We start from the raw sequence: 14,080 nt of genomic DNA on the forward strand, positions 1-14,080 counted from the left end.
TACTCATAATAATTCCTTATTAAAAAGCCGTGTATTCTTATTGGACTCTTATCACCAATCCTTTGCAAACTGAGGGGGCAGCGGCGATGAACAACATGCCGCTGCATCCTCGATGAGATGAATTTAAGGGGCATGAGATGTCTGAAAAACAAACAAAAGTGACTGATCTTCGTTCCGCGCTGGAGGTGTTGAGCCAGTACGATGACGAACTGATCTACACCGATGAACCTGTAGACCCGATTGCGGAGTTATCCGGTGTATACCGCTACGTTGGCGCACATGGCACCGTTGAACGTCCGACCCAAACCGGTCCGGCGATGATCTTTAATAAGGTCAAAGGTTACAACGATATGCGGGTGCTGATTGGCCTGCTGTCTTCGCGTAAACGTGTGGCGCGTCTGTTTGGCACCACGCCGGAAAATCTGGCGTTTATGCTGAAAGATTCCGTGTCGAATCCTATTCCGCCGATCGTTATTCCACGTGAAAAAGCGGTCTGTCAGGAAGTGGTTCATCTGGCGACGGATCCGGATTTCGACATTCTGAAAATCCTGCCAGCGCCGACCAATACGCCGGAAGATGCGGGCCCGTATTTCACTCTCGGCATGTGCTACGCCGCCGATCCTGAAACCGGGGAACATGACGTCACCATTCACCGCCTGTGCGTGCAGAGCAAAGACGAAATCTCCATGTACTTTGTGCCGGGCCGTCACCTCGACGTGTTTCGCCAGAAAGCCGAAGCCGCAGGTAAAGCACTGCCAATTACCATCAGCATCGGCGTTGATCCGGCGATTGAAATCGGTGCGTGTTTTGAGCCGCCAACCACACCGCTGGGCTTTGATGAACTGTCCATCGCGGGCAGCCTGCGTAATCAGGCCGTCGAACTGGTGGATGCTCTGACCGTCAATGCGCGTGGTATCGCCAACGCCGAAGTGGTTATTGAAGGTGAACTGGTGCCGAACTATCGGGTTCGCGAAGACCAGAACACCAATACCGGCAAAGCCATGCCTGAGTTCCCGGGTTACACCGGCGCAGCACAGGCCGAAGTGCCGGTGATTAAAGTGAAAGCTATCACGCACCGCCGTCATCCGATCCTGCAAACCTGTATCGGGCCGAGCGACGAACATACCAATATGGCCGGTATTCCGACCGAAGCCAGTATCTTGCAGATGGTAGAACGTGCGCTGCCGGGCTTTGTGCAGAACGTTCACTGCCCGTCACCGGGGACCGGTAAATACCTCGCGGTATTGCAGGTGAAAAAACGCTTTGCGGCGGATGAAGGTCGTCAGCGTCAGGCGGCTCTGCTGGCGTTTGCTGCCTTCTCTGAGCTGAAACACGTGATGCTGGTGGATGAAGACGTCGATGTGTTCGATCTCAACGACGTGATCTGGGCGATGACCACCCGCTATCAGGGCGACGTCAGCACCGTGTTTATTCCGGGGGTGCGCTGCCATCCGCTTGATCCGTCTTCCGATCCGGCGTTCAGCCCGTCGGTACGCGACCACGGTATTGCCTGCAAAACCATTTTCGACTGCACAGTACCCTATAACCTGAAAGCGAATTTCCAGCGCAGCGAGTTCCTCGAAGTGGATGTGAACCGCTTTATTCCAGGTTTTAATAAAAAATAAGCAGGCAGCGGCGGAACTATGAAGTTAATGACCAGGAGTAATAACTCATGATTATCGGACCTTATATCAACGGTTCCGCTGTATTGCTTGGCGGGATTGTCGGCGCGTTACTCAGTCACCGGCTGCCGGAGCGTCTGCGGACTTCCATGCCCCTGATTTTCGGTGCGGCCTCAATGTGTATGGGCATCGTGCTGGTGGTCAAAGTCAGCCACATGCCGGTGATGGTGCTGTCAGTGATCCTCGGCGCGATGCTGGGGGAACTCTGTTATCTGGAGAAAGGCATCGGCAAGCTGGGCAGCAAAGCCCGCAGTCTGGTGGAGATTTTTGTGAAGTCCGATCCGGGTGATCAGGAGTCTCAGGAACAGTTTCTGCAAAGTTACGTGGCGATTATCGTACTGTTCTGTGCCAGTGGCACCGGGATTTTCGGTTCCATGCATGAAGGCATGACCGGTGATACCAGCGTGCTGATCGCCAAATCGTTCCTCGATTTGTTCACTGCGGCGATTTTTGCCACCACGCTCGGCTTCGCCGTGGCGGTGGTCGCGGTGCCGCAGCTCATCATCCAGTTGCTGCTGGCGTACGGCGCAGTATTTATTCTGCCGCTGACCACGCCGGAAATGCAGGCGGACTTCTCAGCCGTCGGCGGTGTCCTGATGTTCGCCACCGGTTTTCGAATTTGCGGCATCAAAATATTCCCTGTCGCCAGTATGCTGCCGGCGCTGATCCTTGCCATGCCAATATCCAGTTTATGGGTTCATTTTTTCTGATTCAGACTATTTCCGCTGTCACCCGCCACTGAGTTTTCTTCGGCAGAGGGTCTCCCGCCTCTACCGGTGTATCGGGTAATAACCCGCTGCAGGGTAAAGCAGAAATGTGCAAATAAGCAGAGCAGTAACCAGCAGTATGCAGAAGAGGCGGCGATTGCCGCCTTTTTCGTGTCTGGGACTAACGGTATTTATGAAAATGATTATTGCGGATCTTGCGATTGATAAAACCATGTAGTCCGCTGCCGGCTTTTGCCATGGCTTTCATATGCTCAACGTCGCTCAATCCTGGCCGGATAGAATTGTAGATATAATGCCAGCCATCTTTAAATTTCACCGTGATGGCATCTTCCGTCGTCGTGAACGCGACGATACCCGAATTGCCTCCCCGGTTCTGGTACCTTTCCATATTCCCCTCCCTGATTGATGAGTTCATTCACGACCTAAATAATCATAGTCATATTTTTTTCTGGTTATGTGAGGTGCAGGTTTTTTAAGTTATTGGTTCATGCCATCAGCCGGGTGGCAAAAATATTCAATCTTCCTCTGAAGACGCGCAGGGAATTTACCCGCACGGTTTCAGGCTGACAGGACAAACGCAATAATGAATGATTCGCGCCAGTACTCTGCTCGCATCAGTGCCTGAGCACAGTGAACATTACCCTTTTATTAAAGGGATTAGCTGAAAGAGCCTGCATCATCCAACAATCTTTGAGGTGGCACATGTTTCCACCCTTCTGATATCGCTGGCGTCCCGGGATTTAATCACCTTTCAAAAATGTGATTCTCCTGGCAATCGTCATTCACCACGCCATCAGATACCTCATCGGCGCGATATATCGGGTAATAATTTTCCCCTGGCATTGGAATGGAAACAGCGACTTCAGTATTCGCGTGAGGCTGGGGCTTTCGCAGCAGATGCGGTGGCGCTTTCCTGAAAGCTGAACGCCTGATAAACGAAGCCCAAACAGCACACCTTTTAAGAATGCGGGAGTAGAAAACTGAAAGCGGCGGGGAATAGAATCCTCCGTCGCTTATTCTTTTTATGAAGGTTTGTTATGAAAAAACTCTTTCTTATCATCATGGTTTCAGCGCTGGCGGGGTGTGTCAGTGAACACCCTAAACCGCAAAGGCATCCGATCGGCATGGCGAATCCGGCCGCAGTCTATTGCCATGAGAGAGGCGGGAGATCGGTGAGTGTGCAAACCCCGCACGGTGTTCGTGCCGACTGCGTATTCCCGGATGGCAGGGGTATCGATGAATGGGAACTGTACCGCAGGGATCACGGATAATAATTAACGTGCCAGGCAGAGGCAAACAACCCGATTTCACGTTTATCGGTTCACGACGGGATGTGATACTTTGAACCCCTTACGTGCCGGTGAGAGCAACTCATCGCTTCGGATTCTGAACAGCACAGAGGGTTTATGGCGGTCATTTCCCAACACATTATTGAGCAGGCAAAACACTGGCGCAGGGACTTCCATATGCGCCCGGAACTGGGGCTGAATGAACATGGCACCGCAAAAATAATCAGTGAGCTGTTGCTGTCATTTGGTCTTGAAGTCCACACCGGCATTGCTGAAACCGGTGTTATCGCCACGTTGCGCAACGGCGAGGGGCCGTCCATTGGCTTGCGCGCGGATATCGATGCGTTGCCTATTCATGAACTGAATGATTTCGCTCACCAGTCGCAGAATCCGGGACTGATGCACGCCTGTGGCCATGACGGCCATACGTCGATTTTGCTGGGTGTGGCAAAACATCTTAGTGAGAGCCGCCATTTTCGCGGCACGGTGCATTTCATCTTCCAGCCTGCGGAAGAGAATTTCGGTGGCGGTGAAATGATGGTAAAAGAAGGGCTATTCGAACGCTTCCCGATGCAGGCGGTTTACGCGTTGCATAACTGGCCGGGCTTACCGGTCGGCGAAGTGGCGGTCAGTCAGGGGCCGATGATGGCGTCGCAGGATAATTTCTATATCACCCTGACCGGAAAGGGCTGCCACGCGGCGATGCCTGAACTCGGTGCCGATCCGGTGGTGGCTGGCGCGCAACTGATTCTATCTCTGCAAAGCCTGATCTCCCGCCGTCTGTCGCCGCTGGAACAAACGGTGATCAGCCTGACACAGCTTCAGGCCGGTGAAGCCATCAACGTGATCCCGGAAACGCTGCAAATGTCGGGAACACTGCGTTGCCTGAGCAGTAAAACCCGTGAAACCTGCTGGCAGCTGATTGAGGAATACGTCAAAGCGGTGCCGCAGCCGTTTGGTGTGAAAGGGGAAGTGCGCTGGGAATATGGCTATCCGGTCACGCAAAATCATGCGGCGCAGGCCGATATTGTGCGCATCGCGGCAGAAAATACGCCGGGCATTCAGAAAGTGCATTTCAACAACGCGCCGTCGATGGCTGCCGAAGACTTTGCTTATTTGCTCGAAGCCTGTCCGGGCGCGTACTTCTGGTTAGGTGCCGATGGCGCAACGCCTTCGGCTTCTTTGCACAGTCCGCGTTATGACTTTAATGACGACATTATCCCGCTGGGTATCGGTGTGCTGACGACGCTGGTTGAGCGGGAACTGAACGCATAACGCCTGCCAGATGCGTAAAAAAAGGCCGGACATTTCACAGTGTCCGGCCTTTTTGCTATTGGGAAAGGGTCAGCGGGAAAGGTTACACCCGGAAATGCCCCACGGCGATGGCCAGGCCGTTCGCTTGTTCCTGTAATGCCGAAGCGGCGCCGGTGGACTGCTGAACCATTGCGGCGTTCTGCTGCACCATGCCGTCGAGCTGAGTGATGGCGCGGTTAATTTCGTGAATGCTCAGCATCTGTTCTTCAGACGCGTGGGTGATTTCCAGCATCACGCTGCTGACATTCGACACATTACTGACGATCTCACTCATGCTGTCGCTGGCCAGCCTGACCTGCGCTGAGCCTGAAGCTACGCTGCTGACGGTGGATTCGATCAGCACTTTGATCTCCTTCGCCGCCTGTGCGCTGCGCTGTGCCAGACTGCGCACTTCACTGGCGACCACCGCAAAACCACGCCCCTGTTCACCGGCACGCGCGGCTTCGACCGCGGCATTCAGCGCCAGAATATTGGTCTGGAAAGCAATGCCGTCAATAACGCCGGTAATATCACCGATTTTCGACGACGCTGTTTCGATACTTTCCATTGTCCTGATAACTTTGGTCACCACTTCGTCACCACGAGTGGCGGCTTCAGACGCCGAACGCGCGGTGCCGGACGCCTGTTTAGCGGAACTCGCCGACTGAGAAACCGTGGCGGTGATTTGTTCCAGCGAAGCCGCTGTTTGTTGCAGGCTGGCTGCAGCGGATTCGGTACGTCCGGACAAATCGTTATTCCCTGCGGCAATTTCATCGGCGGCAATTTTGACGGATTCGCTGGTGGTGCGGATCTCCGACATCACCTTGCTGAGCTTATCGACAAAGGTATTGAACGCGTGCGCGATTTGCGTCACCTCGTCGTGGCCGTCCGCCGGCAGACGTTGCGTCAGGTCACCTTCGCCGGAACTTATGGCGTTGAGCGTATCTCGCACGACAGAAAGGCGGCGGAAGGATTTGCTGATAATCAGCCCGATAACTGCCGCGGAAATCAGCACAATCACAATCAGCGTAATCACCGACGATGTCAGCAGGGATCGCATTCCCGCCGTGGATTCTTTCTGGTCCTGCGCCACCAGCGTATACCATTCCGTGCCTGCTACCGGCATCGCGCGCACGCGTTTCACCACACCATTGAGTTCAATATTCTGCGGTGAATTCGCTGCTAACAGCGCCGGTAAATCCACGCCTTGCGCCAGGGCAGTAAAGGGTTTCAGCGCCAGACTGGCGTCAGGATGTGCAATGATAATGCCCGATTTATCCACCAGCATGCCGAAACTGCCCGGCGTCGGATGTATGGTATTGACGTTATTCACCACGCTGTCCATCGAAACATCGCCTGCCACAATCGCTTTCAGCGTGCCGGATGCCATTACAGGCACGGCGAAAGTAACCACTAACTTACCGGTTCCGGCATCGATATACGGTGGCGTAGCGACCGGATGTCCGGTGCCGGCTGCCTGCGTATACCACGGGCGACCGGTCGGGTCGTAATCTGCGGGCACACCGGTTGGATCGGAGAACTTCGCGGTTTTATTTGCGTATCCGACGTAGACGTTAGTAAACCCACCTGCGCTGGCGATTTGTTTGAGAACCGGGACCGGATCATCCGACAAAGCGACTTGTTGCAGTGAATCGATCATCCCTGTTTTAGAACTTACCCAGTCGCTTATCCCTTGCGTGTGGCTGGAGGTCAGGGCGTTCAGCGTACTGTCTGTCGCCTGACCGTTGTATTTGTTAGCAACGGTGTAACTCAGTAGCGTATTGATAACCAGTGAGCATGCCACGATGGCGATACAGGCTGTGATAATGCGTGAGCGGATGGTCTTTAACATGGGCGTTTCCCTGGAAGGAATCTTAAGTTTATGGTATCGGCAGGAAAGGGGAGAACTTGAAGTAAGTCACAAAAAATAAAGCGTGGTAGCAGTCTGAAAGAGAGCCTTTTGTGCTGGGAATGGAAAAAGGTATAAATAATTCCAATGAATGCTTCCCGCATTAATCATAATAAAAAATTATTTATTTTAAATAAGTCAGATCAATTACCTGTATTTTGATCTGTATTTGGTTTTTATATCTTCATTATCACTAATGTATTCGACTTACCTTTCCGAAAAATAGAAACGGACTTTCCATGTCTAAGATGGATTTTTCCCAAACCGCTGCCTTTATCTGGTCAGTGGCTGATTTGCTACGTGGTGATTTCAAACAGTCGCAGTACGGACGCATCATCCTTCCCTTCGCCTTACTGCGCCGTCTGGAATGCGTGCTGGAAAACAGCAAAGACGCGGTGGTGATACAGGCGCAAAAAGTTCACGCGATGGATTTGCCGGAAGAAGCGCAGGAAAAACTGATTTTGCGCGCCACCGGAGGACTGGCTTTCTTCAACACCTCGCCGATGAATCTCAGCACTCTCGGGCAAAAAGACATCCGGGATAATCTGGAGAACTATATTCAGAGCTTCTCCACCGATGCCCGCGAGATTTTTGAACACTTCAAATTCAGCGAATTTCTCAGTCAGCTCGACGAAGCGAATCTGTTATTCAAAGTGGTGCAGAAGGTTGCCGCGACCGACCTCAGCCCCGCGGCGGTATCCAACCACGATATGGGGCTGGTGTTTGAAGAACTGATCCGCCGCTTTGCCGAAGGATCCAATGAAACGGCGGGTGAGCACTTTACGCCGCGCGACATCGTCCGGCTGACCACTGCGCTGGTGTTTATGAAAGATGATGAGGCGCTGACCCGCGACGGGATCATCCGCACCATTTACGATCCGACGGCGGGGACGGGCGGCTTTTTATCGGCGGGGATGGAATACCTGCACGAGCTGAATCCGGGGGCCGTGATGCGCGCGTTCGGGCAGGAACTGAACCCGGAATCCTACGCCATCTGCAAAGCCGACATGCTCATCAAAGGGCAGGACGTCAGCCTGATCAAACTCGGCAACACACTTTCTAACGACCAGCTTCCCGCCGACAAATTTGACTACATGCTCTCCAATCCCCCGTTCGGCGTGGACTGGAAGAAAATCGAAACCGAGATCAGCGATGAACACACCGTAAAAGGATTTGATGGCCGTTTCGGTGCCGGATTACCCCGTGTTTCCGACGGTTCGCTGCTGTTTTTGCTGCATCTGATCAGCAAAATGCACGATGGCGGAAAAGATGGCGGCGGGCGCATCGGCATTATCCTTAACGGTTCGCCATTGTTTACCGGCGGGGCGGGCAGCGGTGAAAGCGAGATCCGCCGTTATATCCTGGAAGCCGACCTGCTCGAAGGCATCGTCGCGCTGCCGACAGACATGTTCTACAACACCGGCATTTCGACCTACGTGTGGATCCTGTCGAACAACAAAGACAGGACGCGTAAGGGCAAGGTTCAGCTGATCGACGGCTCAAATCTGTGCGGTAAAATGCGCAAATCGTTAGGGTCGAAGCGTAATCTGATGGGCGAAGATGACATCAGACTCATCACCCGCACCTTCGGCGATTTTGCGGTGATCAATCCGACCCCGCTGCATGAGCTGGGATTAGAGAAAGCGCCGGAACAAAAATCCAGCCGGGGTCGTCAGTCCGCCAGCAGTAAAAAAGACGCGCCGAAAACCTTCGCCAGCAAAATCTTTAACAGCACCGATTTCGGTTATCGTCGTCTGACCATTGAACGTCCTCTGCGCCTTTGCGCACAAATCACCGATCAGGCCATTGCCACTTTACGTTTTGCGCCTAAGCCTTTTAACGCACCGATGGAGCGGTTGTATCAGGATTTCGCCGCGCCGTGGAATGCACAGACTTATGGCGATTTTTCGGATATTGAAACTGAAGCCCGCGCCATCATCAAAGCCGATTTCCCTGAGCTGAAAGAGAAGCAGATTAAAGATCTGCTCGATGCCAAACTGTGGCTGGCGCAACGCACGCTGATGGAGAAAGCCCGTCAGATCCAGATGGCCTTTGGTGCAACTGACGGCGGTAAATACAGCGTCAGCAACGATTTCAATCAGTTTGATCACTCACTGAAAACCGCGCTCAGTGTTGCGTGCGTGAAGCTCGACACCCGAGAGAAAAAGCAGTTTATCGACGCGGTCACCACTAAAAATCCTTCAGCCGAACCGGTGGTGAAGAAAGTCCTGAAAGAGAGTGAACAGCCGTTGTATGGCGCGTTCCGCTACAAAGGCAAAGTGGTCGAATTCGAACCGGACGGTGATTTACGCGATAACGAAAACGTCCCGCTCGATCCCTCCGTCGCTACCAGCCTGCTTATCGAAAGCTATTTCGAACGCGAAGTAAAACCGCACGTCAGTGACGCCTGGATCAACGCCGACAAACGCGATACGAAAGACAACGAGATCGGCGTCGTCGGTTACGAGATCCCGTTCAACCGCCACTTCTATGTTTATCAGCCGCCACGCGATCTGAAAGAGATCGACGCCGACCTCGATGCGATCAGTGCCGAAATCATGGCGCTGTTGCAGGAGGTGCATTCATGAGCGGGCGGTATAAGGCGTATGGGGAATATAAGGAGTCTGGGGTTGAGTGGGTCGGTTCAATGCCTAGTCATTGGACAATAGAACCACTATTTTCAAATTGCGACGCCCCGATCGAAAAAAACTCAGATGGAAGAGAAAAAAATGTTCTTTCGTTGAGTTATGGAAATATTATACCCAGAGACGTTGATGATAATTTTGGATTGCTGCCAGAGTCTTTTAATACCTATCAACTAGTTTATCCTCAAAATATAATACTCCGTCTAACAGATCTCCAGAATGATAAAAGAAGTCTTCGTGTAGGATTTTCAAAACAACAAGGGATTATTACATCGGCTTATTTGAAACTTGTCTTTACGAAAAAAATGAGTTCACCATTCATGTATCGTCTTCTTCATTCTTATGATACGACAAAAGTGTTTTATGGCATGGGAGGGGGATTACGACAATCAATGAAGTTTGAAGATTTTAGGAGATTACCCCTTTTAATTCCATCCTTTGCAGAACAAACCCAAATCGCCGCCTTCCTCGATCACGAAACCGCCAAAATCGATACTCTAATCGGCAAGCAGCAACAACTGATTGAACTGCTGAAAGAAAAACGTCAGGCGGTGATCAGTCATGCGGTGACCAAAGGGCTGGATCCTGATGTGCCGATGAAAGATTCAGGAGTTGATTGGTTGGGGGAAGTGCCGGAGCATTGGAAAGTAATTTATATTAAGCACTTATCTGAGGTTAAAAGGGGAGCAAGTCCAAGGCCGATTGATGATCAAAAATATTTTGATGAAGAGGGAGAATATGCATGGACTCGTATTGCAGATGTATCTCTGGCTGGAATGTATCTGAAAGACACTCAACAACGACTTTCAAGTTTAGGGTCATCTTTGAGTGTGAAACTAGAACGTGGTGAACTCTTTCTAAGTATTGCTGGTACTGTCGGTAAACCGTGTATCACTACTTCAAAAGCTTGCATTCATGATGGGTTTGTATATTTCCCTTCTTTGAAAATTAATAACAAATACTTATTTTATATTTTTGATGCTGGGCAGGCATATCTTGGTTTAGGAAAGATGGGAACACAATTGAATTTAAATACGGACACTGTTGGCTGTATTAAGGTTGCATTACCTCCGAGCCTTGAGATTCATGAGATTGTTTCTTATATAGTAAAACAAAAAGAAAAATATGACCTACTAATTACAAGTGCATACGAGTTTATTGAATTAATACAAGAACGCCGTACCGCCCTGATTTCCGCCGCCGTCACCGGCAAAATCGATGTGCGCGACTGGCAGGTACCTGTCACGCAAACTGAATCCGACGAGGTGATGGCATGATGTCGGATCCGACCAAAGAACGGATTTTTCAGGATGAGATAATCGCGCAGTTGTGCGCTAACGGCTGGATCACCGGTAAACCGGACGGCTACGATCGCGAGCGGGCGCTGTATCTGCAGGACGTTCTGACCTTTGTGCACACCACGCAGCCGAAAGAGTGGGAGAAGCTGGCGCGGGTGTATCCGCAGGATACCGAACGTCATTTCTTCGATGCGCTGGTGACGCAGTTAAATAAAGCTGACAGCAACGCCACAGATAAACTTTCGCGCACCTACGGCACCCTCGGCGTATTGCGTCACGGACTGAAGATCCGCAATGCCAGTTTTACCTTTTGTCAGTTCAAACCCGAGCATGACCTGAATCCCGATACGCTAACGCGCTACCGGCAAAATATCTGCCGCGTGGTACCGGAACTGGTGTACAGCCCGTATGCCAGCGCGGAGCATTTTGCAGAAAGCGGGGTGAAAGCCAAAAGCTGGCGCATCGACCTGGTATTGTTCGTTAACGGTCTGCCGGTCGCCACGCTGGAGCTAAAATCCGAGTTCAAGCAGACAGTGCAAAGCGCCATCGCTCAGTACAAAGACACCCGTCTGCCGAAAGATCCGGCGACCAAAAAGCCTGAGCCGCTGCTGACATTCAAACGCGGGGCGCTGGTGCATTTCGCCGTCAGCCAGTACGACGTATTCATGACCACCCGGCTGGCGGGTAAAGATACCTATTTCCTGCCGTTCAACAAAGGCACGCCGGAAGGCGGAAAGGGCAATCCGACGCCCGCCGACCAGACCCGTTACGCGACGGATTATCTGTGGAATGAAGTGTTACTGCCCGATAACCTGCTGACCATTTTGGGCAGTTACGTGCATCTGCAAATCGATGAAAAAGAAGACTGGCAGGGACTCAAATACAAAAAAGAAGCGCTGATATTCCCGCGATATCATCAGTGGGATGTGGTGAATAAACTGGTGCGTGCCGCAACGGAAGAGGGCTGCGGACATAAATACCTGATCCAGCACAGCGCCGGTTCCGGCAAATCCAACTCGATTGCCTGGACAGCGCATCAGCTTTCGACGCTATATGCCGCCGGCGGCCAAAAGCAGTTTCATTCGGTGATTGTGGTCACCGACCGCACGGTGCTCGATGATCAGCTTCAGGACACTATTTACCAGTTTGAACATGCTGACGGTGTGGTCGGGCGCATCAATAATAAGACCGGCGATGGCTCAAAAGCCGAGAAGCTCGCCGCCGCGCTGGAAAACTCGCAGCCGATTATTATCGTCACCATCCAGACGTTCCCGTTTGTGCTGAAAGCGATTGAAAACAGCGTGAGCCTTAAACAGCGGCAGTACGCGATCATTGCTGATGAGGCGCATTCCTCACAAAGTGGTTCGACGGCGCGTCAGCTGAAAGAAGTGCTGATGCTGGAAAATACCGGCGACGACGTTGAGCTGTCTTCCGAAGACATCATGGACGCCACCATGGCTGCCCGCCGCGGCAGCAATAATCTCAACTATTACGCGTTTACCGCCACGCCGAAAGCCAAAACGCTGGAACTGTTTGGCCGTCTTCCCAACCCGGACGAACCAGCGTCCAAAACCAACCGGCCACAGGCGTTTCACGTTTATTCCATGCGGCAGGCCATCGAAGAGGGCTTCATTCTCGACGTGCTCAAAAATTACGTCACCTATCAGGTGGCTTATAAACTGGTGCAGAGACAAACGGATGCAGATAAAGAAGTCGACAGTAAAAAGGCCAAAACCCGGCTGAATCAGTGGGTACGGCTGCATGATCACAATATTGCGCAGAAAGTGAAAGTGATTGTCGAGCACTACAAAAATCACGTGATGAACTTACTCAGCGGGCAGGCTAAAGCCATGGTCGTCACCAGCTCGCGCAAGGAAGCAGTGCGCTACAAACTGGCGTTCGACAAATACATTGTTGAAAATAATTACCAGAAAATCAGCGCCATGGTGGCATTTTCCGGTGAAGTGGAATTTACCGAAAACGACCCGAACAGCAGCGCGCAGCTCGGGCAGAAATTCACGGAATCCAACATGAATCCCGGCCTGAAAGGGCGTGATATGCGCAAGGCGTTCGACAGCGACGATTATCAGGTGATGCTGGTAGCAAACAAATTCCAGACGGGATTTGATCAGCCGAAACTGTGCGCCATGTATGTCGATAAACCACTCGGCGGCGTCGAGTGCGTGCAGACCCTTTCCCGTCTGAACCGCATCTGTCCCGGTAAAGCCGAATCCGGCACTTTTATTCTCGATTTCTTTAACCAGCCGGACGAAATCCTCGCTGCCTTTCAGCCTTATTATCAGACCGCTGAGCTGATGGATGTGTCCGATCCGGCACTGGTTTTCGAACTGTTTGAAAAACTGCGCACCGGCGGGATTTTTCAGTGGAGCGAGGTCGAACAGTTTTGCACCGCCTTTTTCAGCAAAAACAAATCCAGCGCCGCCCTAAGCAATATCAGCAGACCCGCCGTCGTGCGCTGGGAGAAACGCTATGCCTCGGCGATTGAAGCCTATAAGCAGGCGAAAGATATGTTTGAGCGCACCAAAAAAACGCAGGATCCGGTAATTATCGCCAATGCGGAGAACACCTTTAAAGACTGTAAAAAGGAAAAAGACCGGCTGGAAATCTTCAAAAAAGACCTCGGCAGCTTTGTGCGCTTCTACGAGTTTATTTCGCAGATTATCGATTACGACAATCAGGATCTGGAGAAACTCAGCCTGTTCGCACGGCATCTGCGCCCGCTACTGCGGGAACAAAACGTGCAGGAAGATGACGTGGATTTGCAGAATGTGGTGATGAGCCATTACCGTTTATCGAAAATGCGCGAGCAAAGTCTGCGGCTTACCGACAGCAGTGCTGACGACCGGCTGCAACCCGGTAATGACGTCGGCTCGGCGAAACCCAAAGACAAGAAAGAGGATTTTCTGTCGCATGTGCTGGAGCGTTTAAACGAATTGTTTATTACCGATAATCTGACAGATAGAGATTTGATCAGCGGCTTACACACTGTGTGCGGCAAGATTTCTGAAAACCAGACGGTTATGACGCAACTTGCCAATAATACGTCTGAGCAGGTGATGCTGGGAGACTTTCCAAAAGCGGTCGATGAAGCCATCATGGACTGTAACGCCGCCCAGCAGGAAATCATGATGCAATATCTTTCCAGTCCCGCCATCGCTAAAGGTTATGCAAGAGTCATTTTAGATATGCTGAAGGCCGGTTAACACGTGAATGGG

Annotated in this window: 9 protein-coding genes; 7 read left to right on the forward strand and 2 right to left on the reverse strand. The window is 51.8% G+C overall.

What is annotated here, in order from left to right:
- Positions 1-137: 137 nt before the first annotated feature.
- Both J1778_RS17910 and J1778_RS17915 read left to right on the forward strand, forming a co-directional pair.
- Complete coding sequence (locus J1778_RS17910; RefSeq protein WP_217174318.1) at positions 138-1,625, forward strand: UbiD family decarboxylase; 1,488 nt, start codon at positions 138-140, stop codon at positions 1,623-1,625.
- Between the two features lie 47 nt (positions 1,626-1,672).
- Positions 1,673-2,392 (forward strand): DUF554 domain-containing protein, encoded by a 720-nt coding sequence (locus J1778_RS17915; protein WP_217174319.1) that lies wholly within the window; start codon positions 1,673-1,675, stop codon positions 2,390-2,392.
- Between the two features lie 178 nt (positions 2,393-2,570).
- Here the strand turns inward: J1778_RS17915 and J1778_RS17920 are convergent, their stop codons facing one another.
- Entirely contained in the window at positions 2,571-2,798 is a 228-nt protein-coding gene (locus J1778_RS17920; protein ID WP_217174320.1) for a hypothetical protein, read from the reverse strand.
- Between the two features lie 649 nt (positions 2,799-3,447).
- Between J1778_RS17920 and J1778_RS17925 the strand changes: the two genes are divergently transcribed.
- Positions 3,448-3,681, forward strand: a complete 234-nt coding sequence (locus J1778_RS17925) for a putative hemolysin (protein WP_217174321.1) — start codon at positions 3,448-3,450, stop codon at positions 3,679-3,681.
- Positions 3,682-3,816: 135 nt separating this feature from the next.
- Positions 3,817-4,974: a M20 aminoacylase family protein gene (locus tag J1778_RS17930; RefSeq protein ID WP_217174322.1), complete on the forward strand. Its 1,158-nt coding sequence runs from the start codon at positions 3,817-3,819 to the stop codon at positions 4,972-4,974.
- A gap of 82 nt (positions 4,975-5,056) precedes the next feature.
- Here the strand turns inward: J1778_RS17930 and J1778_RS17935 are convergent, their stop codons facing one another.
- Positions 5,057-6,844 (reverse strand): methyl-accepting chemotaxis protein, encoded by a 1,788-nt coding sequence (locus J1778_RS17935; protein ID WP_217174323.1) that lies wholly within the window; start codon positions 6,842-6,844, stop codon positions 5,057-5,059.
- 296 nt (positions 6,845-7,140) lie between these two features.
- Here J1778_RS17935 and J1778_RS17940 point away from each other — a divergent pair, with 296 nt between their 5' ends.
- From J1778_RS17940 to J1778_RS17950, 3 genes are read left to right on the forward strand one after another with little or no spacing between them, the layout of a single operon-like run.
- The gene (locus J1778_RS17940; RefSeq protein WP_217174324.1) at positions 7,141-9,489 is read left to right on the forward strand and encodes a type I restriction-modification system subunit M; all 2,349 of its coding nucleotides are present in this window, start codon (positions 7,141-7,143) and stop codon (positions 9,487-9,489) included.
- On the forward strand, positions 9,486-10,823 hold the full coding sequence (locus tag J1778_RS17945) for a restriction endonuclease subunit S (RefSeq protein WP_217174325.1): 1,338 nt from the start codon (positions 9,486-9,488) through the stop codon (positions 10,821-10,823). Before J1778_RS17940 ends, J1778_RS17945 begins: the two co-directional genes overlap by 4 nt.
- Positions 10,820-14,068: a type I restriction endonuclease subunit R gene (locus J1778_RS17950; protein ID WP_217174326.1), complete on the forward strand. Its 3,249-nt coding sequence runs from the start codon at positions 10,820-10,822 to the stop codon at positions 14,066-14,068. Before J1778_RS17945 ends, J1778_RS17950 begins: the two co-directional genes overlap by 4 nt.
- Positions 14,069-14,080: the final 12 nt, after the last annotated feature.

Origin of the sequence: Rahnella bonaserana, from assembly GCF_019049675.1 — a bacterium.
GTDB lineage: Bacteria > Pseudomonadota > Gammaproteobacteria > Enterobacterales > Enterobacteriaceae > Rahnella > Rahnella bonaserana.

What these genes read in the sequence shown, in the direction of transcription:
- J1778_RS17910 (WP_217174318.1), top strand. Translation starts at nt 138, where the DNA reads ATGTCTGAAAAACAAACAAAAGTGACTGATCTTCGTTCCGCGCTGGAG.
- J1778_RS17915 (WP_217174319.1), top strand. Translation starts at nt 1,673, where the DNA reads ATGATTATCGGACCTTATATCAACGGTTCCGCTGTATTGCTTGGCGGG.
- J1778_RS17920 (WP_217174320.1), bottom strand. Translation starts at nt 2,798, where the DNA reads ATGGAAAGGTACCAGAACCGGGGAGGCAATTCGGGTATCGTCGCGTTC.
- J1778_RS17925 (WP_217174321.1), top strand. Translation starts at nt 3,448, where the DNA reads ATGAAAAAACTCTTTCTTATCATCATGGTTTCAGCGCTGGCGGGGTGT.
- J1778_RS17930 (WP_217174322.1), top strand. Translation starts at nt 3,817, where the DNA reads ATGGCGGTCATTTCCCAACACATTATTGAGCAGGCAAAACACTGGCGC.
- J1778_RS17935 (WP_217174323.1), bottom strand. Translation starts at nt 6,844, where the DNA reads ATGTTAAAGACCATCCGCTCACGCATTATCACAGCCTGTATCGCCATC.
- J1778_RS17940 (WP_217174324.1), top strand. Translation starts at nt 7,141, where the DNA reads ATGTCTAAGATGGATTTTTCCCAAACCGCTGCCTTTATCTGGTCAGTG.
- J1778_RS17945 (WP_217174325.1), top strand. Translation starts at nt 9,486, where the DNA reads ATGAGCGGGCGGTATAAGGCGTATGGGGAATATAAGGAGTCTGGGGTT.
- J1778_RS17950 (WP_217174326.1), top strand. Translation starts at nt 10,820, where the DNA reads ATGATGTCGGATCCGACCAAAGAACGGATTTTTCAGGATGAGATAATC.